Below are 20,203 nucleotides of genomic sequence, written 5' to 3'. Positions count from 1 at the left end.
TTTTGGTATCCAGGCGCTATCTGTATTATTTACTTCTCGGTACACAGCTCGCAATGAGCTTTCCTAGTGTTGTTCCATATATTTTAATTGAAGATCGATATCATGGAGCGCCGGCTGCCCTTATTGTAGGACTGTTTTTTGGAGTAGTGATTCAAAGTTTGGCGCTATATGCCTTTTCTGCCTTCCCAGGGCAAACACTAAACGATATTCTCACTCAGGGGGGGGTTCCTAAAGTAGTAATTAAATGTTTGAACGCATATTTAATCGTCACAGAGTACTTTTTAGGATTGCTTTTGGGATTTCAATTTACAAAGCTTTTCTCAATGAACCCGGCCATTTCAGTTTCCTCTTATGCGATCTTGGGGCTGTTTGTTGCATTTGTCATTCTTGCAGCTCGACAAACATCCCTAACCATTCTATTTATATTGGAGATATTGTTTGTAATCATTTTACCTTTCTTTGCTTTGTTTGTTATCACAACCATATTTAATAAACAAGTGTCATGGGATGCGATAGAATATGGAGCTGATTTTGTAAAAACTATTCCGACTTGGGGTGGAATTGCAGCAGCCTTTTCGCTTTTTACAGGATTCATCCCCTTAATGGCTTTGAACAAGGAAATAAAGTGGAGGACGGCCAACGGCGATTTTAAACTTTCCCGTATATTTTGGGTGACAGCTTTCTTGGGATTTATTCTACTCCTTAACACTTATTTTGTACCCATCGGTTACTTCGGAATGAATGGATCAGGATCCTTAAATCATATTTGGTATTTAGTAGCTGATTCGGTACGCATGGAGTGGTACATATTCGGAAGATTTTCATACATTTTTTTGCTTTTGACGACGATATTTACGATCTCCTCGATTATGGGCAGTTGGTTCATTTCATTATATTTTGCTAAATCGTTATTCATAAAAAATTCTAGAAAGGAATGGTTGATATTGGCTGGTTTTGCCGCTGTTCCTTTCGGCTTTATGTATGTCGGAGATCTTTCCTTATGGGTCAAGGTGAGCAGAGTTTTCCTATTTGGCCGTATGGTCGGGAGCTGCTGCCTAGTTGTCTTTCTTATATACTGTTCACGAAGGATGCGGAAAAGGTATGTATAAGAAAATTCTCCTTATTCTGATTACTATTACTATTATTATCACTGGAATGACCGGATGCGGTGTTGATATTGACAAACGTAATCTGGTCGTTGGGATTGGGATTGATCAAGGTGAGCATGCGAGGTATCGTGTAACGCTTAAAATTGCATCGGTACAAAGCAATCCAAATGAACCGGGAAACAATTTTTTTATCCTGAGTGAGGAAGCGAACTCAATTGCGCATGCCGTGGAAGGGATGCAGGCCAAAAGCGAAAGATTGCTGGATTTTTCTCAAATGAAGGTCATTTTGATGGGAGAGGAAATTGCCCTGAAAAATGTAAAGAATCTTCTCGACTATATTCTACGCAACCCTTCAGTCCAAATGATTGCTTGGATGGCTGTGGCTCGACCTAGTGCCCAAGCTGTATTGCAAATAAAAGAAGAAGTGCAAAGACCGATAGACGTTTACCTTTATGAAGAGTTTACGAACATGGAACAACAGTCCATATATATGATGCCAGTACCTTTATCCGAATTTTATTTTAAGTTTGGAGAAAAAGGCGTTGATGCGTATCTACCTATCATAGAGGGTAAGGAAGACAATATTGTAGTGAACAGACTAGCCATTTTTGATAAGTCAGGAATGAGGCTTGAACTGCAGAAGGAAGAGGTGATGTTCTTCAAGCTATTAACCAATAATCAGAGAAAATTGTTTCACTTTGATTTTCAAACGAAGGAAGGGAAAGAACATATAGTAACTGAGTTCCGCAAACCGAATGTAAAGTATAAGTTGGAGGGAAATACAAGACCGCCTAAGATTAAATTCCATCTGCAATTAACTGGGAAGTTGGAGGAAGTTGTAGATAAAAACTTACCCATGGATCTAACCACTTATGAAACACAGGAATCTCAAGAAATTAAAGAGAAAATAATAAATCTTCTTCAAAAGTTACAAAGGAAAGATCTTGATCCAATCGGATTTGGACTTCATTATCTTGCAAAAAATTGGAATCCTAAAAGCGATTGGGAAAAATGGGAGGAATTAAAATCAAATCTTATGTTTGAGGTCACAGTTCACGTGAAGCTTCGTTCAGATGGTTTATTGAAAGACTGAAATCCATTGATTCGACGATTCGTTAAATTGAAACGGAAACCGATATACCTTAGAGTTTAAAAGCTACGAGAAGAGCAGGCCGTAAACGAAAATGCATCGAAATATGAATCGAGCCGGTATGATTAGCCGGAGGAAATGCAAAATTTCTTGATCGTTTGCCTCGATGTAATAGAGAAGAAAACCAATGTACATAGAAAATTGACCAGCCCAACAAAATCTAGTTTCAAATAAAGTACGCAAGACGATGGAAGAACAAGATCATGTCAAGATCCCATTAATTTAGCATACGTTGTTCAACCAATGCATTCTGATACCCACTAAATGAAATGGAGGATATAAATGACTCCTCCATTTCGTGTTTTAATAATGGGAACATTTATCACCAAATGTCCTTTTATCAGGCCTGTTTCTATTGATAAATCACTAAATGTTGAAAAAACGGTATTTCATTTGTTATACAATTTTGTTTTATGCCTGCATTTGGTGATCATTGTTTTCATAAATAACGCGGTTAAAGATCTGAGAAAATCAACAGGCAGCATTTCTTTGATTTAGTCTCATTGATTATCTCGCAATTTGTCTCGTCTATTTACATGCAAAGTTTACTAGATTTTTGGAGCTTTGAAAACGTACTCTAGGCTATTACTGGAGAATGAATCAGAAATTTTACAAGGGAAATCCGCATGTTCCTGGCATTATAAGGATCATGGAATTTAACCATTTCATAACCACAATATGTTTCCGAAAAGATATGATTATTAATGAGCTTGCAAGGGGGAAGGTGAGCGGGAGTGCCTAGAAAGTTCTTGGGAACCAAAATTGTATCGACAATCATTTTATTGCTGTTTGGAGGATGTGAAATTCCGACTACTTCAACCGAGTTGATTGAATCCCCATTACCGGAGGAAAGCCTTCAAAACAAAGATATCTGTCCTGATTTCATCAAGATGCTGCCTTACAAAGCACAGATAGTTTCATCAATGGAAGAAAATAAGGGAAACGTCGTTTCGTTTGGTGATCTTGATGGAGATGGCATTGACGAAGCGATCATCGTTTATGAAGAGAAGAACAAGACCGGGAAAAAGCTAAAAGCGGCGCTGTTCAAGAAGCATCAAGAGGAGTGGCGCAAGGTCACGGAGGTTGATGGTTTCGGTTACGGACTGGCTTATGTCGGGATCTTGGATATCAATTATGACGGCCGACCCGAGCTTGTCCTTGGCTGGTCTCTGGGAAAAGCGGGGAATGGTCTGGATGTATACGGCTGGCGGGATGACAAGCTGAAGCTGCTATCCAAGAAGGTGTATCAGGGCAAATTGGATCTGGAATAAACATTCGCACAAATGGCAGAAATAACCGAGAGGTGTTCTGTGCATTGAAAGATAAAAGAAAAGGCCGTCCGGATTTTCTGCTTCTTTTTTTGACTTTTTTTCTTGTAGGCTTTGGTTTGATTATGGTATTTAGTGCAAGTTATACCACCGCGATCATGAGGCATGATTTTTCATCATATTATGCCATGAAGCAAGGGGTATTTGCTTTTTTTGGATTGTTTTTGATGTTTGTTTTTATGTTGGTTCCTCTGGATTGTTGGAAGAAGGCTTCGCCTTTCCTGCTGCTGGTTACGCTGTTAATGCTTGCTTTTGTATTAGTTCAGAGCAGGGATGTCAATGGTGCAAGACGCTGGGTTGCCGTGGGTGGATTTACGTTGCAGCCCTCCGAGTTGGCCAAGCTGACCGTCATCGTCTATTTGGCAACGGCCATCAGCAGAAAAGGGGAACAAATCCGTGATTTTCGTAGAGGGTTGATTCCCGTTGTAACGGTGATCGGACTTATTTCGCTGCTTGTCCTGAAGCAGCCGGATTTTGGCACGGTTTTGATTCTAATCGGTATGGCTGTGACAATCCTGCTCGTTGGTGATGCGGCTCTTCGCCATTTGTTTCTGCTTGGCTTGTCTTTGATCTCGCTCTTTTCTTACCTGGCTTTCAGCAAAAGTTACCGTCTCAAGCGGATCAATTCTTTTCTGAGTCCGTTTGAAGATCCGCAAGGATCTGGTTATCAACTGATTCAGTCGCTTATTGCTTTGGGACATGGGGGATTTACCGGGACTGGAATTGGTCACAGCATTCAAAAGATTTTTTACCTGCCTGAGGCGCACACGGATTTTATTCTTGCCGTTATCGGGGAAGAATTGGGCTTTGTTGGAACATCATCCCTTATTATTGTATTTTTTCTTTTTATTTGGCGGGGATTTCGCGCTGCTTTTAGGAGCAACAATTCTTTCGCTTTAATGCTCGGAATAGGAATTGTGATGATGATATTTTTGCAATTCCTGTTAAATGTCGGAGCCGTTGTTGGAGCGCTGCCCATTACGGGTGTGCCGCTTCCCTTCATCAGTTATGGGGGGTCTTCCCTTGTTTTATGTTTAGCCAGTACTGGCATTTTACTAAATATTTCGCGTGCCAGCTATCCCAAACATCAAGAGCTCGGTAGAAATTCAAAAAAATAGGGGTTGTTGGCCTTATGATTAAATTCCGTCAAATTTCGAAACTGGATATGTCCACGTTGTTTATCGTTTGCTGCCTTGTTGCCATCGGGACGGTTGCGATATATGAAGCCACACAGGGTACGCATTTAGACGGCATTTATTTATACAATATTTATTTTTTTGCAGCTTTTTGTATTCCTATGCTGGGCCTGTCCATAATAGATTATCGTTTTTTGCTCGGCAAGGTGTCTTATATTTTGTATGGAATTGGCATCCTGATGCTTATTCTGGTCAAATTTGCCGGACATAATATAAATGGAGCGGTCCGCTGGATCAGTATCGGACAATTCCAGATCCAGCCTTCCGAGATGGCCAAAATATTTACGGTTTTGCTGATTGCCCATCTATTAGGTAAGAGGGAAGGGCGGCCGCTTCGTTTTTTACAGGATTTATTGCCGATCGGTTGCGTTTTTTTGATTCCCTTTGTTCTGGTCATGAAGCAGCCGGATTTAGGCACCGCGCTGGTATTTTTAGGGATTGTAATGAGCATGGTATGGGTTGGCAACATTCGTTCCATCTATATGATTTTGTTTATCGGGATCGTTATTATAATCATTTGTACCGTACTTTGGCTCTACTATGCCAATTATGAATTGTTGTTGAAGATCGTGGAACCCCATCAGATGTCGAGAATCCAAACGTTTCTTGATCCGTCCAGCGATCCCGACAAATCCTGGCATGTGAAAAATTCCATGACGGCAATCGGTACGGGCGGATTAAGCGGAAGTGATGGCTATTATATACGCAAAGGGTTTATTCCCTACGTATATTCCGATTCCATATATGTAGTGATCGGCGAGAAATTTGGTTTCATAGGTTCCTCCGTGCTGCTGCTGCTTTATTTTGCACTTGTATATCGTATGATTAATGTAGCAATGGACAGCAAAGAGCGATCCGGAGCATATATTGTGATCGGTTTTATTGGCATGTTGGTATTTCAAGTTTCTGTTAATATCGGTATGCATATCGGGATTTTGCCGTTGACAGGTATTTCTTTGCCGTTTATCAGTTACGGGGGCAGCTCCTTACTTACCAATATGATAGCGATCGGATTTGTTCTGAGTGTTAATGCTCAGAATGATTAAGCAACTTGGCGCAATCACAACCTGAATGTATGTACCGTCTATCTATCACCGAAGAGACCGTCTTCGAGGTCAAAATGAGTTTTATCTCATAATGGCCTAAGAAACGGTTTTTTTGTGCCTAGAAGAAGGGAACTGGGGTCTATTTGTTGCGGAGCTTATTGGGTACCCGGATGGGGAGTTTGCGAATTAGCTGATTCAGCACTTCGGATATGACAAGTCCGATAGCAATGGAGCCGGAGATCAGAAATGCCTGGGCTGCAAGCTGAATAGCTGCATCATAATTATTTTCCACGAATCTGCGCATCGCGTCGTAGGCCAGACCCCCGGGAACGAGAGGAATGATTCCGGCAACGCTAAAAATAATAACAGGCTTCTTGTAGATTCGGGCGAAGAACTGGCTGATCACCCCGACGATGAAAGTGGCTGTGACGGTGGCAAATATCGTATCGATGCGGGGGGTTAGCAAATAGTAAGCTGCCCAGCCTAACATCCCGGACAGACCGCACTGCAGTAAGGTGCGCCGCGGCGCATTGAAGATAACGACGAATGCGGCGCTGGCAAGGAAGCTGGTAATAAGCTGAAGAATAAGCGTCATATATCAATCAAGCCTTCCCTTTCCGGCAAATTAGAATATCGTGAATAACACGGCGACACCTGAACCAATCGCAAAGGCGGTCAGAAAAGCTTCCGCACCTCGGGACAAACCCGAGACCAAATGGCCGGCCATCAAATCCCTGACTGCATTTGTAATCAGCAGACCAGGTACAAGCGGCATCACGGAGCCAATAATAATCTTGTCCAGCTGGGAACCGACTCCAATAGAGACGAGCAGGAACGCGAGCAGTCCGATCAACAGGGAGGCGACAAATTCGGCAAAAAACCTTACCTTGACCCAGCGATGCAGCAAAATGAACGCCGAAAATCCCAGTCCGCCGCATAGCACTCCGGGGATAAAATCGGATAAACCCGCTTTGAACATATAAGTAAAGCAACCGCTTGATAGAGCTGCGGCTGCAATTTGTACCCATACGGGATAAGCCTGGTTTACGGTATCGACCTCAGTCAATAGCTTATAGGCATCATCAACGGATAGTGCATGACTGCATAATTTCCTGGAGATATCGTTCACCCTGGATACCTTTTGCAGGTCCGTTGTCCTGTCCTGTATCCGGATCAGCTTCGCTTGCTGCTCCTCTCCGCACTGAAAGATGATGCCGGTAGGGGTAACATAGCTTTGCGAAGGGGTCAGATTTAATGCATCGGCGATTCGAATCATCGTATCCTCCACCCGATACGTCTCTGCTCCGCTTTGCAGCATGATTCTTCCTGCCAGAAGACATATATCGATAGGATCATGTGTAGCTGCAGCCATGCTGTCCAAACCGGCTCCCCGTCCTTTCTAAATAACTGCAGTCATTATATCATGAGTGTTCCCCAAAGCGAATACTTTTGCCCCCCAGTTAGCCTCGTATCGTCACTCGGGTTCCAATCGGTACTAGGGAAGAGAGCTCCAATACATCACTATTGAACATACGGATACAGCCATGGGAGACAATATGACCGATCGAGGAGGGATCATTCGTCCCATGAATGCCATAATGCGGCTTGGACAACCCCATCCAGAAAGCGCCGAAGGGACCTCCGGGATTAGGCTGTTTGTTAATAATCACATAGTCGCCAATGGGAGTTGGCGTGAGCATCTTGCCCACGCCGATCGGGTAACCCTTGACTACTGTATCCCCGTCCAGCAAGTAGAGCTGTCGATCCGATATATCCACAATGATGCGATAATCAGGCATGAAATGTCCTCCCTTGATTTAAAAATATGGATGCTTAGGAAATGGGGGATGTTCCAAAAAATTGTTGTGAAATAGAAAATCCCACACCAGCCTTGCGATTATTTTCATCTCTTTATAGGGTATGCTTACTATTACCCTGAAATCCTGGCTGTGCTACACTGCCTGGATTTTTGTTTCTATGGAGTGATCTACCCAGCTATGATTGAGAATATAATTAACAACTTTACCCTTTTAACGGTTAAGCGGGCTTATCCGTAGTGTGCTGGGCATTATGCTGATGTACTATATTTCCCGATGGAGGAAGCGGTATTTATCGATTTCCGGGAGTTCGCCATTCAATGATCCGCCGCAAAGAGCCTTCATTAAGCAGATGGGGCTGGACGCTTGGATTAACCTTGCTTACGTCCTCCGTTAATCTTATGTTTGAAAATCAGAATTGGATCACATGGATTATATTTGTGTTTTGCTATAGCATTGTTGGATTATTCGTGTATATCATACTGAAATATCTTAACGATTCCGCTGAACCTCTTTCTATTAGCCTCTTCTCTTTGATGATCATGGATATTGATTATTTCAAAAAAGTGAATGATACCTACGGACATTCGGCGGGGAATGCGATGTTGTCGCAATTCGCCGAGGCGTTAAGGAGCACAGTCCGACAACGGGAGGACTCAGGTAGGAATGGCCAGGGAATAAAAAAAGAAAACCGGGCTAGAGGAATGTGCGTTGCATTCCTCTAGCCCGGTTTTTGTTACTCACGCTCTTCTTCTGCTTCATCTCCATTGTAGCCGTTCAAGAGATCTATACCGTGCATCGTCGTATCGATGTCGGGGGCGGCTGGATCTACAGGGGTATCCGACTGGATCGCGTCGGCATCGGGAACATCGGGGAAGGATTCTTCGCGATCCTCGCCGCTGCTGTCCTCAGGCCCGGGTTCACTTATACCCTGGGTAATTCGGGTATCGAAAGGGAGTGCATCGTCACGCGGGATATCGTTCTCGAAGCGGTATTCTGCAAGCAGCTTATATTGCTCGTAGACAAGATCACCAGTCGTCTTCGGGTAGTCGTCCATGATGAAGTTCCTCCTGTATATAATCTATAAGTGTGATGGGTTGGTCATATGGGAAGTTTGCCCCGGATTTCCCGGGTTCAACCAAGAAATTTGCTCCTTGACCAAGATGCATATATTGTGCACTGGCTATTGACTTCAAAGTGGAGGACGACTACAATTTCCATGAATCGTGCGGACGATACAGGAGGCGAGAAGGATAGTTACCATTTATGATATTGCCAAAAAAACAGGGTTCTCACCGACGACAGTCTCCAAGGTATTTAACGGTTATTCCGATGTTAGCCAGAAGACGAGACGAATCATTATGGATACGGCTGAGGAGCTGGGCTATTTGCCAAATGCTCATGCCCGATCATTAACGACGAAGCGGTCATGGACGATCGGCATCTTGTTCATTGAAACTTCTGGGGTTGGACTCCTCCATCCTTACTTCGGTGGGGTAATCGAGGGGTTCAAGAAGGTAGCTACTTCCAAAGGATATGACCTGATGTTTGTCTCCAAGGATATCGGCGGCAAGAAGAGCGGTTATTTGGAGCATTGTAAAATTCGTGGCGTTGACGGCGTTGTCATTGTGCTGCCGGATTATACGGATCCCTATTTCATCGAACTATTGGAATCCGATATCCCTTGTGTGCTGCTGGATCAGGAGTCGGACAGCAAGAGCACCGTTTACTCGGATAATGTGGCGGGAAGTATTGAGGCAATTGAATACTTATACTCGCTGGGTCATCGGGATATCGCCTATATTAACGGCGGTCAGACCTTTGCCGGCGAAAAGCGTCTGCAGGGCTATATGCAGGGGATGCAGAAATTGGGCCTGCCGGTTCTACCGCAGCGCATTGTACAGGGAAGTTATGATTATACGGTGGAATCCGGGCGAATTGCGATGGAGGAGCTGCTGAAGTTGGATACCTTGCCAACAGCTGTCTTCGTGGCTGGGGACAATTTTGCAATTGGCGCAATGGATGCCATTAAAGCACATGGTCTTTCGGTGCCGGAAGATATTTCAGTAGTTGGCTTTGACGATATAGAAATGGCAAAATATTTAACACCGGCCTTAACTACAGTCCGGCAGGATACATATGTACTTGGCAAGCGCGCCGCCGACATGTTAATCTATTGCATAGAAGGCGGAACAGAAATACAACAGGCTGTTATTCCAGTTGAATTGGTAATCCGGGAATCATGCCGTCCGCTATGAGGTTCCGGTTTCCCTTTTTTTTAACGAAAATCGAAACCGGTTTCGATTTAGTGATAACAATGAAAAGGAGAGATGAACATGGCTAGTTGGTCTAAGGTATTAACCGCACGTGATTCAGGAGAGAGGCTTGCATTTCAGGGACAGATTGCAAGCGTTAGCAGTGAATTAGCGCCATCGGCAATCAAGCTTGATCCAGAGCAGCAGTTCCAGACGATCCTTGGATTCGGAGGGGCGTTTACCGAGGCGGCTGCTTATACACTGTCGCGTATAAACCCGGAGAAGAGGGATGAAGTCATCCGCAGTTATTTTGATCCGAAACAGGGTCTGGGCTATACGATCGGCAGGGTGCATATCCATAGCTGTGACTTCGCACTTGAGAACTACACGTATGTGGAGGACAACGATACAGAGCTGAACAGCTTCGATATTTCCAGAGACCGGAAATGGGTTCTTCCGCTAATCCATGATGCTGTGAAGACAGCAGGGCAGGATATTACGATGCTTGCATCGCCTTGGAGTCCGCCGGCATGGATGAAGACGAATGGAGAGATGAATAACGGCGGCCAATTGAAGCCTGAATTCCGGAATGTATGGGCGCTGTATTATACCAAGTTCATCAAGGCCTATCGCGGGGAAGGCGTTCCAATCTGGGGGATTACTGTTCAAAATGAACCGGCTGCAGTGCAGACTTGGGACTCCTGTATATACAGCGGCGAGGAGGAACGCGATTTCGTGCGCGATTACCTTGGCCCTACAATGCATCGCGAAGGATTGGCGGATGTGAATATCCTGATCTGGGACCATAACCGCGATCTGATGGTGGAACGGGCATCGGCGGTGCTCTCCGACCCGGAGGCTGCCAAGTATGTATGGGGAACCGGGTTCCACTGGTATGTCAGTGAGGAATTCGAGAATGTCGGCAAGGTCCATGATCTGTTCCCGGATAAGCATCTGCTATTCACGGAGGGTTGCAAGGAAGGGGGAGCTAAGTTCGGCAGCTGGTCAAATGGTGAGCATTATGGTCGTAATATGATCGGAGACCTGAACCAATGGACAGAGGGCTATCTGGACTGGAATCTGGTTCTCGATGAGACCGGCGGTCCGAACCATGTCAACAACTTGTGCGATGCACCCATTATTGCTGATACGAAGACAGATACGCTTCATTACAATATTTCCTACTACTATATCGGCCATTTCAGCAAATATATCCTACCTGGTGCGGTGCGAATCGGTGTGAGCTGCGGGAATGCAGCCCTCGGTGCGACGGCATTCCACAATCCGGACGGAGGTATAGCCGCTGTGGTCATGAATGGAACAGACGAGCAGCAAGCGTTCTCGCTTATTCTGGGATCAGAAGGGGTCTCCGAAGTGCTCCCGGCACATTCGATCGCGACATATATCATCAAGTAAATACGATAGGGGTGCAATTATTTATGCCTAATTTTATGTTCAAGGACAATGCATTTGTTATCGAGCAGTTTGATCAAGCGAAGCCATTCTCCAGCTTCCTGCCAGGGATTGCCGGGCTAAAAGGGATTCCGATGTGGACGTTCTATGTGAACCGCGGCCAGGCCGTATGCAGTTTCGGGATTCGCGACAAGAACAGTCCGATTATGGAATTTTCCCCGGCCAGCATCTCCTACCAGTCGGTATCGATGAAAGGGTTCCGTACATTCATCAAGATGGACGGACAGGACTCTATCTATGAGCCGTTCCAGAGCGCCGCTCCGGACAAGGATGCTGTGCGCAGAATGGAAATCCGTTCCAACAATATTAGCATAACAGAGGTTCACTCATCCAAAGGCTTGCAGACCCAGGTCACTTATTTTCATATTCCTAATGATGACTTCGCAGCGCTTGTGCGCAAGGTTGAGCTGACGAATATTTCCGGGCGGCCAATTCATCTGGAAGCTCTGGACGGGATGCCGGAAATACTGCCGTACGGTGTAGAGAACTCAGGCTATAAGGAGATCGGCAATCTGCTGCGCAGCTGGATGGAGGTCGAGAACCTGGATCAAGGCGTTCCATATTACCGCGTCCGTTCCAGTACAGGGGACGAAGCGGAGGTCAGTGAGGTGAAGAACGGCCACTTCTATTTATCTTTCAACGAAGAAGGTCAGTTGATCCGGCCGATCGCTGATTTTGAGATTATCTTCGGCGACAATACCTCGCTTGGTTATCCAGATCGCTTTGCAGAGCATTCGGTTGCTGATCTTAAGCGGGAGACCCAATACTGTACGAATAAAGTGCCATGTGGCTTCAGCGGAACGGAAGTGACGCTGCAACCTGGACAGAGTACGGTTATTTATAGCTTGATCGGAAATATAGATAGTCTGGATCGCTTAAACCGGAAGGTATCCTCGATCGCTTCCCCGGCTTATGTGGAATTAAAGTATGCGGAAGCGAGCAAGCTGACCGAGGAATTAACCGAGGATATTGCTACAAAAACGGCTGAGCCCCTGTTCGACGCCTATAGCAGGCAGAGCTACCTTGATAATTTCCTGCGCGGAGGGTATCCGTTCATTTTTGATAATGGCAAAGAGGGCTACGTTATCCATTTATATTCCCGCAAACATGGGGATCTTGAGCGGGACTACAACTTCTTCTCGATTGCACCGGAATTTTATTCCCAAGGCAACGGGAACTTCCGCGATGCGAATCAGAACCGGCGCAGTGATATCTACTTCAACCCACAGGTTGGCACGTTTAATATCAGGACTTTCTTCAGTCTGATTCAGGCTGACGGTTATAATCCATTAAGTGTGGAGGGTACCAGCTTCCAAGTACCAGCTGACAAGGCAGCACAGCTGCGGGAATGGCTGGAGGAGGCGCTTCATTCTCATCGGCAGGAGCTGGAGACGATTTGCCTTGGCAAGTTCACTCCCGGCCAGATTATCACTTATGCTGCCAGCCGTAGTGTAAAGCTGAAGACCAGTGAGGAAGAACTGCTTAGTGGAATTTTGAAGCTGGCGGTTCAGAATATAGAGGCCTCCTTTGGCGAAGGTTATTGGTCGGATCACTGGACCTATAATATGGATCTGATCGACAGCTATCTGGATATTTTCCCGGATCACAAGGCGGAGATGCTGTTTGAGGAGAAGGAATACACCTTCTTCGACAGCCCGGTTCGCGTTCTGCCGCGTAGTGAGAAATATGTGCTGAATGGCGGTCAGGTTCGCCAGTATGGGGCGACGGTTCATGATGATGAGAAAATGCAAAAGCTTGGATTGTCGCTGAAGCATACCAACTGGCTGAGAACCGGCTGCGGCAGCGGAGAGGTATATCGTACGAATCTGTTCGTTAAGCTGTTGTCGCTCTCCCTGGTGAAGTTCGCCACCCTGGATCCTTATGGAATGGGGATCGAGATGGAAGGCAATAAGCCCGGCTGGAACGATGCGATGAATGGCTTGCCAGGTTTATTGGGCTCGGGTATGAGTGAGACCTTCGAATTAACCCGGATTGTAAAATTTGTGTTGGAGTCGGCTGCGGAATCGCCAGACCAAATCCTTGCAGTGCCTAAGGAAATGTTCACACTTCTCCAGAAAGTAGCCGAATATTTAGCGCGGAATCTGTCAGGTGAGTTAACGGAATTCGATTATTGGGATCAAGTGGCCTCGGCCCGGGAGCATTATCGTGAAGAGATTCGGTTCGGCATCAGCGGAGAGGAAGTCATGCTGAAGGCAGGGGAATTGCTGCCGATCTATTGCCAAATGGAACAGAAGCTTGATCAGGGCATTAAGCTGGCAATCCAGTTTGGGGAGGGATTAACACCAACCTATTTTGTATATGAGGCGGTTGAATATGAAGCAGTCGTTGATGAGCTGGGTCAGCCTGTCATTAGCGGCTACGGCTTGCCGAAAGCCCGGGTTAAGCGGCTTGATCCAAGACCGCTCCCCCATTTCCTTGAGGGGCCAGCACGCTGGATGAAGACGCTAAATGACCCGGAAGAAGCGAGAAAGGCTTATGAGCATATCCGCCGCAGCGATCTGTTCGATGATAAGATCCAGATGTATAAGACCTCGGTGAGTCTCGATGGGGAAAGCCATGAAATCGGACGAATCCGTGCTTTCACCGCAGGCTGGCTGGAGCGGGAATCCGTCTTTCTTCATATGAGCTATAAATATCTGCTTGCACTGCTGAAGAGCGGGCTGCAGGAGCAGTTCTTCCATGAGATGAGAACCTCATTAATTCCGTTCCTTAATCCGGCGGTTTATGGCCGCAGTACGCTGGAAAACTCATCCTTTATCGCGACCAGTGTCAATCCGGACCCTAAGGTGCATGGTCGGGGATTTGTGGCCAGACTTAGTGGATCTACGGCTGAGTTTATCAGTATATGGATGATGATGATGGCGGGTCCACATGTGTTCCGAATGCAAGGGAAAGAGCTGCAGCTCGCCTTCGCACCATCACTACCGGGCTGGCTGTTCAATGAACAGGCTGAAGTTGCGTTTAAATTCCTGGGAACGACGGAAGTAACTTATCATAATCCGGGCAGAGGCAATACGTATGGCCCAGACGGGGTTACGGTTCAGTCTATCGTCTTGAAACAGCAGAACGGTGATACTGTCCAAGTAGACGGTCCCGTCATCAGCGGCAAGCTGGCAGAGCAAGTCCGGGACGGTCAATTCGCAGCGATTCGTATTGAACTTGGTAGGAAATGATATTGAGAGAATAGAATTGATTATATTCCGATAGCTTCTGGCAGCGTTGACGTTGTCAGAGGCTTTTTTTCTCGGTACTTAGACATATCAAGGAAACAAGGTGAGCTAAATTTAAGCGGTGGTTGCTGTCTTATATCGAAAAGGATAAGATGAGGGGACTCAGGGAGGAATTTGTCATTTCCAATATATAGGTAACCTGTGTGTATAATACCCAAAAGAATTCATGGATTAAATGCGGCAATCACGTTAAAATAGTTTTGTTTGTTACATATTGGATACGGACTGATCTTATTATGAATTTTTCCATTTTATTGAAGGTTTAGCGCGGAAAGTATCGAATTATATATTGTAACTTCTTAGCTTGTGAATTTAGGGTTAGAGGTGCTGAGATGAAAGGTCTGGTAAAAGTAGTAGCCACTGTATTTGTTATGGTAGTAGCGGTTTTCAGTGTCTTCTTTATTGAAAGTACAAATAATAAAAAGAGTGCGGAGCAGACGATTGATGAGTGGCAGATTCTATGGATGAATCATTTCGATCCGGAAATGACTGTAGAGCAGTTGGAGAAGGAGAGGGATTGGATTAGTGTAAGAGCGGATGACAAAGCAGTGGAAAGGCCTTCTGGCGCAGTAGCCCAGTGGGTCAAGATTAAGACTCCTGCTAGTTCTGAAGGAAAAGCAATGCTGTTTAAAAAGATATATGGATACGACATTATCGTAAAGCAGGGAGATCACAAAATATTTGAGTCCCACAGGGAATATAAATATGCGATTAATGTTGTCCTGTTACCCTCCGAAAATCTTGATCATGGAGAAACAATATATCTTGGGATTAGGACACCAAATAGAATTGGTATTCAGAGTGGAGTATATATTGGTGATTTTTATAATTTACATAACATGTATGTCAAAAGCAGTTTGAGCGATTTTATTATAGGTAGCAGCCTTATGTTTATTGCATTCATCATGCTTGTTTGTGCTATTTTCTTGAATGAGGAATATGCTTCAACTTGGGTAGCCCTTTGCCTGGTGATTTTATCCTGTGGATTCATTATGATTACATATTCTTCGTTTTTATATTCTACATATGGGGAGTATGGAAAAGTATATGTGGCCTTATTCGATTTTTCTTTGTATATACTACTTCCTTCATTTACATATTTCTTTGAGAAAGTGATTGGAAAGGGCTATAAAGCAGTTATTACGAAGTTTCGAATGTTTCAATTCTGTTATTCATCAATCGGTATTACTTTGGTAGTAGTTAATTATCTTAGCCACAATAAGATTTATGGTCTTTATAAGCTTGTATCATCCACACAGTTGCTTGGAGTAATAATGATCATTCAATTTGTGTTGTTGATTGCCACAGCAATAACCTATGCGGTTAAGGGCAATAAAGAAGCACAGATATTATCATTTGGCTTTGCTATTTTTGCGGGATTAAGTCTTATTGAATTATTTTGGTTTTATTTTAAGGCAGGCTACTATGATCTGTTCCTATGGAAGTGGGGAGTGGTCAGTTTTCTCATTTCGCTTATTGTGATTATGGGGAAACGATTTGCCCGCAATCATGAACAAATCGTAGAATACTCTAAGCAACTAGAAATGTTTAATAATGAACTTCAGCGATCGGAGAAGATGGAGATAATTAGCGAACTGGCGGCTTCAGTTGCACATGAGGTTCGCAACCCGCTGCAAGTTACACGTGGATTTTTACAGCTCTTATCTGAGAAGAATTCTTCGTCTAATCAATTATATTTGAACATGGCCCTGGATGAGTTGGATCGGGCTGCTACGATAATCACCGATTTTCTGACCTTTGCTAAACCGGAGGCCGGGAAGGTTACGACACTTAATGTATTGGAGGAGTTCATTCATATTGAGGGAATTCTCATGCCACTGGTGAATCTCCAGGGAGGAAAGATATCGGTTCATATTCCAAGTGATTTATACATTAAAGGGAACTCCTCTAAATTTAAGCAGGCTTTCATTAATATTATTAAGAATAGCGTAGAGGCACTCAACGGTGAAGGAGAAATCGAGATTTGGGCGCATGGAGATGCGGAACAGGTGAATATTCACATAAAGGATAATGGTGAGGGCATGGATCCTGAGGTGCTGGACCGTTTGGGCGAGCCATATTTCTCAAATAAGACAAAGGGGACTGGACTTGGGCTGATGGTAACTTTTCGAATTATAGAAGTTATGAAGGGGGAAATTTCATTTACAAGCACAAAAGGAGTTGGCACTGAGGTATGTGTTCGCTTTCCATCAACTACAAAAAGCTGATAGACAAGAGATCACCTCAATGTCCAACTCCTTGAAAGACTAGGTTTATTCCCCCCACATAACTTGTGGCTTTACATTATCAGATTTCATGACATCCGATGGTTTAGGCGGCAGAACTAGAAAGAGCTCATTTGAATTTTCTTCAACAGTGGTCACCTTAATGTGGTCCGGGAGAATCACACCAAGCACTTCTTGAATAGCTGCTTTTGGATTTTTGAGAAGCTGTGCCTTAAAGTCGGGATCTTGCCACGCTCTTTGGATAACTTGACTTTGAAGAACGGACCCTGATGTCATAGATATCACCCTTTCAAAGATAGTTAAATTTTCCTAATCAGTATACCACGGAATATTCGACAAATCTATTAACTAACTTCTATTATTTGCCTCTCATTAATTGTCGAGAAAGCAAGAATTCTAGCCCGCCACGCTGCAATAGGCTTCGATCGGCTTCAATCTGCTGAACTATTTCTTTCAACTGGCCGCAGAGATAGGCGTGAAAATCATAGAGCAATGGGAAGCTGGAACCGATTTGGGACAGAGAGTGATGGTGCTTTTCTGCCCTTTCAGAATAGCGGATTAAGCAGCCCTCTACATATACCGCCTGTTTGATCTCCTCAACGTTAGGTCGCCGATCAGACAAATGAAGATCTGCTTGAACCATGGACAGCAGACAGTTATAGCTGCCCTCGATCAGATCCTTCTCCCAATCCTGCCAATCATCAATCATCTGCATTGTAAGCAGCACGAGATCGACGGCTTCCTCCATTTGGGGGATCCGTGTTTCCTGCCCGGATAGAAGCATTATCGCTGCGACGGATAATTTTACAGGTGCCGCTCTATGTGCAATGCGAACGGGATTTACCTGAAAATAATCCTGCTCATTCTCATAAGTTACCGCGACGGCCCATTCTCCTATGTACTTATCATAATATGTCCAGAATGCCGAGGAACTGGGGAAGAGTTCGCTGTAGATTTTAATGAATTCCGAATGAATTAACTGGGCTAAAGGAAGCTGTAATCGCGATACCAGAGAAGGGTTGTCCATCGTCTCATCGATCAGGTGGTAGTACAACATTCCCATAATGTTAGCCGTAGAGATCTGGTGTACACGGTCCGAATCGATAGGTATTTCCTCATTGAGCCAGTAGGGAAGCAGATAGCAAATATAGTTCTTGGAACGGTGTTCCTTTAACGGATGGAACTTGTCCAGATAATTAAGGGCAGGGCTTCCGAACTCCTCAGCGATAGCGGCAAGAATCGATTCCGCCCGCGCGAAAATAAGGCCTAGATCTTCTTCAAAACGAGTTAGCCACATCAAAATATCGACGCTCCTTTATATGAACTTCGCATCACGACCATTTTACTAAATCATTGTAACTTAAACAGCCAAGTTCCGCGAGGAACTAATGCTGCTGCGCCCATTTTGCAAATGCTGAGAAACTATAAGGGGCAGCAGCAGACATTGTGTATATATAGCTTGTTCATACATACTTAGAAAAGCTGGTGAAGGCCGATAAGGATTAGCAAGACTCCTGAGATTACGGTAGCGCGGTTGCCGAATTTTTCAGCGGCGAATTTCTGACCGAAGCCTGCACAAAGCGCCAACAGGATGAAGCTGAATATGCCAACGGATAGAGAGGTTCCCCATATACTAAGGCGGGTAATTCCGGCATTGAATCCCCCGGCTAGCGCATTCATTGCCAGAGCAATCCCAAGCAGTATCGATTCACCTAGGCTGATGGACTGAGAGCTATCCTTGTCGGCTTCCTCCGGGTTGCGCAGCAGCCGGGTTAGTGCATTGGCATCATCGTCTTGCTGCGCTGGCTTCTTCTCCAGATAAGGCTGCAGCAGTACCCAGATACCTACCCCAACGATTACGACGGTTCCGATCATCTGCCCAATCCAGGGCTGAACCCACACTGACAGCCAGCTTCCGAACAGACCCGATAGCAGGGTAGCCAGGAAGGAGATGAGGGCAATCGTCAGATTGGAATACCAGGGGATGCGGATTTTCCTGACACCGTAGGCGATCCCCACACCGGCATTATCCAGGTTGGAGGCCAGGCCGATGATCACGATAGCAGCCAGACTGTATGAATCCATGATATTCGCTCCTTTACATTTGCTTGATGCCACAGCATATGCCCAGGAGTCCGTATTGGTTTCTTGTACCTCTATGGATGGGGAGCGAGAATAAATCTTTGCATAATTTGCAATATTAGTTCCCATTTAGGAGAATATATGTAGTATAATCTTCAATAAGATATACCGGAGGAGTGATAAATGTGATAGAGAATTTATTGCGTCCGTCTCATCTGCTCTTGTTGGTCATTGCTGCATTGCTGTTGTTTGGTCCGAGCAAGCTTCCGGAACTTGGGCGCAGCTTCGGTACGATGCTGAAGGAGTTCAGAAAAGGGGCACGTGGTGATTTCATAGAGGAGACTCCGCAAGAAGTCAAGCCTGTTCAAGAATCAAATAAATCCTAGATCTTACAAGGGCACCTGATATGGAGGTGTTCTTTTTTTTATTTTGAAGAACATCGCTGCAAATGAATACATTTTCAAAGTCCTGAATACTCATTAATAATTCTGGGTTTACGCGCAGTAGAGGGTGAGTATGAGTGGAGAAGTCGATAAATGATCGTAATTATGTTATCTTAAGAGGAGAAATTGTCAGCTTATAAGCAAGCCTTTGGCATGGAGGGATACTGATGCAGGATGATTACGCGCGCAAGCTGGAGGATCAGAAGAGTCTGTTCAAGCAGCTTGGCATCAAATTGGATGCGCTAACCATTCATGAGAAAGATTTTGATGTAAAAATGAGGGGTTATGAGAAAGAAGAGGTAGACCGGTTTCTAGATGATATTATTATCGATTACGAACGGTTCTACGATATTATTACGGATCTGCTGGACAAATACAAAGAGATTCAGCGCAGACAGGCTTCTTGGGAAGAAGAGAAGAAGATGATGTCTATGGCTGCCCGCAAGCCGCAAGTAGATACGGAGAATGCCATTGACCGCCGTCTTGTGGATGACGGAATCCGTCAATTGGAACGTAGCCTCGAGCATTTTAAGCAATTTGTTAACGGTGGATTGAAATGAGATGAAGGAGCTGGCAATGAAAGATGCCGGTTCCTTTTTTTTGTGAATAAGAGCAGCTGTTCCAACGCAAACTTGAACTAGGTTGATGGCTGTCAAAATCGGGTGTTTATTGCAGTTTTCAGCAAATTCATTTGATATTCATCTTTTAATCATTGCATCTGTGTGAAGGAAGTGGTAATATATAAACAGGATTTAGATTTAGTCTAAATTTAAAGAAATGTTTCACAACGCGAACATTTCACCGTTT

19 protein-coding genes are annotated in these 20,203 nt (G+C 44.7%); 12 read left to right on the top strand and 7 right to left on the bottom strand.

What is annotated here, in order from left to right; translation table 11 throughout:
* Positions 1 to 2: 2 nt before the first annotated feature.
* The 5 genes from DMN77_RS20320 to DMN77_RS20300 all read left to right on the top strand — a co-directional run bounded on the left by DMN77_RS20320 (position 3) and on the right by DMN77_RS20300 (position 5,829).
* A complete protein-coding gene (locus DMN77_RS20320) occupies positions 3 to 1,109 on the top strand; it encodes a hypothetical protein (protein WP_179016152.1) in 1,107 nt (368 codons plus the stop codon).
* A complete protein-coding gene (locus DMN77_RS20315; RefSeq protein WP_179016151.1) occupies positions 1,102 to 2,202 on the top strand; it encodes a Ger(x)C family spore germination protein in 1,101 nt (366 codons plus the stop codon). The genes DMN77_RS20320 and DMN77_RS20315 overlap by 8 nt, the downstream gene beginning before the upstream one ends.
* A gap of 806 nt (positions 2,203 to 3,008) precedes the next feature.
* Positions 3,009 to 3,530, top strand: coding sequence for a hypothetical protein (locus tag DMN77_RS20310; RefSeq protein WP_068782380.1), 522 nt, complete (start codon positions 3,009 to 3,011; stop codon positions 3,528 to 3,530).
* A gap of 44 nt (positions 3,531 to 3,574) precedes the next feature.
* The gene (ftsW, locus tag DMN77_RS20305; RefSeq protein ID WP_068782379.1) at positions 3,575 to 4,705 is read left to right on the top strand and encodes a putative lipid II flippase FtsW; all 1,131 of its coding nucleotides are present in this window, start codon (positions 3,575 to 3,577) and stop codon (positions 4,703 to 4,705) included.
* 14 nt (positions 4,706 to 4,719) lie between these two features.
* A complete protein-coding gene (locus DMN77_RS20300; protein WP_068782378.1) occupies positions 4,720 to 5,829 on the top strand; it encodes an FtsW/RodA/SpoVE family cell cycle protein in 1,110 nt (369 codons plus the stop codon).
* Positions 5,830 to 5,968: 139 nt separating this feature from the next.
* Here the strand turns inward: DMN77_RS20300 and DMN77_RS20295 are convergent, their stop codons facing one another.
* The 3 genes from DMN77_RS20295 to DMN77_RS20285 form a co-directional block, all read right to left on the bottom strand.
* Positions 5,969 to 6,424: a threonine/serine exporter family protein gene (locus DMN77_RS20295; protein WP_068782377.1), complete on the bottom strand. Its 456-nt coding sequence runs from the start codon at positions 6,422 to 6,424 to the stop codon at positions 5,969 to 5,971.
* Between the two features lie 30 nt (positions 6,425 to 6,454).
* On the bottom strand, positions 6,455 to 7,201 hold the full coding sequence (locus tag DMN77_RS20290) for a threonine/serine exporter family protein (protein WP_068782376.1): 747 nt from the start codon (positions 7,199 to 7,201) through the stop codon (positions 6,455 to 6,457).
* Between the two features lie 88 nt (positions 7,202 to 7,289).
* Entirely contained in the window at positions 7,290 to 7,628 is a 339-nt protein-coding gene (locus DMN77_RS20285) for a L,D-transpeptidase (RefSeq protein ID WP_068782375.1), read from the bottom strand.
* A 338-nt stretch (positions 7,629 to 7,966) separates the two neighbouring features.
* On the opposite strand from DMN77_RS20285, the gene DMN77_RS24165 reads away from it, so the two are divergent.
* Complete coding sequence (locus DMN77_RS24165; RefSeq protein ID WP_068782374.1) at positions 7,967 to 8,371, top strand: diguanylate cyclase; 405 nt, start codon at positions 7,967 to 7,969, stop codon at positions 8,369 to 8,371.
* Between the two features lie 11 nt (positions 8,372 to 8,382).
* Here DMN77_RS24165 and DMN77_RS20275 read toward each other — a convergent pair whose 3' ends face one another.
* On the bottom strand, positions 8,383 to 8,703 hold the full coding sequence (locus DMN77_RS20275; protein ID WP_068782373.1) for a hypothetical protein: 321 nt from the start codon (positions 8,701 to 8,703) through the stop codon (positions 8,383 to 8,385).
* 196 nt (positions 8,704 to 8,899) lie between these two features.
* On the opposite strand from DMN77_RS20275, the gene DMN77_RS20270 reads away from it, so the two are divergent.
* From DMN77_RS20270 to DMN77_RS20255, 4 genes are all read left to right on the top strand, one after another.
* Positions 8,900 to 9,904, top strand: coding sequence for a LacI family DNA-binding transcriptional regulator (locus DMN77_RS20270; RefSeq protein WP_179016165.1), 1,005 nt, complete (start codon positions 8,900 to 8,902; stop codon positions 9,902 to 9,904).
* Between the two features lie 78 nt (positions 9,905 to 9,982).
* The gene (locus tag DMN77_RS20265; RefSeq protein WP_179016150.1) at positions 9,983 to 11,317 is read left to right on the top strand and encodes a glycoside hydrolase family 30 protein; all 1,335 of its coding nucleotides are present in this window, start codon (positions 9,983 to 9,985) and stop codon (positions 11,315 to 11,317) included.
* 23 nt (positions 11,318 to 11,340) lie between these two features.
* Positions 11,341 to 14,568 (top strand): cellobiose phosphorylase, encoded by a 3,228-nt coding sequence (locus tag DMN77_RS20260; RefSeq protein WP_179016149.1) that lies wholly within the window; start codon positions 11,341 to 11,343, stop codon positions 14,566 to 14,568.
* Between the two features lie 389 nt (positions 14,569 to 14,957).
* Positions 14,958 to 16,853, top strand: coding sequence for a sensor histidine kinase (locus DMN77_RS20255; protein ID WP_179016148.1), 1,896 nt, complete (start codon positions 14,958 to 14,960; stop codon positions 16,851 to 16,853).
* Positions 16,854 to 16,898: 45 nt separating this feature from the next.
* Here the strand turns inward: DMN77_RS20255 and DMN77_RS20250 are convergent, their stop codons facing one another.
* The 3 genes from DMN77_RS20250 to ytaF form a co-directional block, all read right to left on the bottom strand.
* A complete protein-coding gene (locus DMN77_RS20250) occupies positions 16,899 to 17,147 on the bottom strand; it encodes an NHLP leader peptide family RiPP precursor (protein WP_179016147.1) in 249 nt (82 codons plus the stop codon).
* An 82-nt stretch (positions 17,148 to 17,229) separates the two neighbouring features.
* The gene (locus tag DMN77_RS20245; RefSeq protein WP_256872502.1) at positions 17,230 to 18,168 is read right to left on the bottom strand and encodes a hypothetical protein; all 939 of its coding nucleotides are present in this window, start codon (positions 18,166 to 18,168) and stop codon (positions 17,230 to 17,232) included.
* 176 nt (positions 18,169 to 18,344) lie between these two features.
* Positions 18,345 to 18,956 carry a sporulation membrane protein YtaF gene (gene ytaF / locus DMN77_RS20240; protein WP_068782367.1) on the bottom strand — a complete coding sequence of 204 codons (612 nt, stop codon included), beginning with the start codon at positions 18,954 to 18,956 and terminating at the stop codon, positions 18,345 to 18,347.
* Positions 18,957 to 19,138: 182 nt separating this feature from the next.
* Between ytaF and DMN77_RS20235 the strand changes: the two genes are divergently transcribed.
* Together DMN77_RS20235 and DMN77_RS20230 are read left to right on the top strand one after the other, a co-directional pair.
* Entirely contained in the window at positions 19,139 to 19,339 is a 201-nt protein-coding gene (locus tag DMN77_RS20235; RefSeq protein WP_068782366.1) for a twin-arginine translocase TatA/TatE family subunit, read from the top strand.
* Between the two features lie 224 nt (positions 19,340 to 19,563).
* Positions 19,564 to 19,956 (top strand): DivIVA domain-containing protein, encoded by a 393-nt coding sequence (locus tag DMN77_RS20230; RefSeq protein WP_068782365.1) that lies wholly within the window; start codon positions 19,564 to 19,566, stop codon positions 19,954 to 19,956.
* Positions 19,957 to 20,203 lie beyond the last annotated feature (247 nt).

The sequence above is a fragment of the Paenibacillus sp. 79R4 genome, from assembly GCF_013393165.1.
Taxonomy (GTDB): Bacteria; Bacillota; Bacilli; order Paenibacillales; family Paenibacillaceae; genus Fontibacillus.
This window is presented reverse-complemented; position numbering and strand designations above follow the sequence as displayed.

Excerpts from the sequence above, each read along its gene's own strand:
- DMN77_RS20315 (WP_179016151.1), top strand. The coding sequence starts at position 1,102 with ATGTATAAGAAAATTCTCCTTATTCTGATTACTATTACTATTATTATC.
- DMN77_RS20300 (WP_068782378.1), top strand. The coding sequence starts at position 4,720 with ATGATTAAATTCCGTCAAATTTCGAAACTGGATATGTCCACGTTGTTT.
- DMN77_RS20295 (WP_068782377.1), bottom strand. The coding sequence starts at position 6,424 with ATGACGCTTATTCTTCAGCTTATTACCAGCTTCCTTGCCAGCGCCGCA.
- DMN77_RS20290 (WP_068782376.1), bottom strand. The coding sequence starts at position 7,201 with ATGGCTGCAGCTACACATGATCCTATCGATATATGTCTTCTGGCAGGA.
- DMN77_RS20285 (WP_068782375.1), bottom strand. The coding sequence starts at position 7,628 with ATGCCTGATTATCGCATCATTGTGGATATATCGGATCGACAGCTCTAC.
- DMN77_RS24165 (WP_068782374.1), top strand. The coding sequence starts at position 7,967 with ATGATCCGCCGCAAAGAGCCTTCATTAAGCAGATGGGGCTGGACGCTT.
- DMN77_RS20275 (WP_068782373.1), bottom strand. The coding sequence starts at position 8,703 with ATGGACGACTACCCGAAGACGACTGGTGATCTTGTCTACGAGCAATAT.
- DMN77_RS20265 (WP_179016150.1), top strand. The coding sequence starts at position 9,983 with ATGGCTAGTTGGTCTAAGGTATTAACCGCACGTGATTCAGGAGAGAGG.
- DMN77_RS20260 (WP_179016149.1), top strand. The coding sequence starts at position 11,341 with ATGCCTAATTTTATGTTCAAGGACAATGCATTTGTTATCGAGCAGTTT.
- DMN77_RS20255 (WP_179016148.1), top strand. The coding sequence starts at position 14,958 with ATGAAAGGTCTGGTAAAAGTAGTAGCCACTGTATTTGTTATGGTAGTA.
- DMN77_RS20250 (WP_179016147.1), bottom strand. The coding sequence starts at position 17,147 with ATGACATCAGGGTCCGTTCTTCAAAGTCAAGTTATCCAAAGAGCGTGG.
- DMN77_RS20245 (WP_256872502.1), bottom strand. The coding sequence starts at position 18,168 with ATGTGGCTAACTCGTTTTGAAGAAGATCTAGGCCTTATTTTCGCGCGG.
- ytaF (WP_068782367.1), bottom strand. The coding sequence starts at position 18,956 with ATGGATTCATACAGTCTGGCTGCTATCGTGATCATCGGCCTGGCCTCC.
- DMN77_RS20230 (WP_068782365.1), top strand. The coding sequence starts at position 19,564 with ATGCAGGATGATTACGCGCGCAAGCTGGAGGATCAGAAGAGTCTGTTC.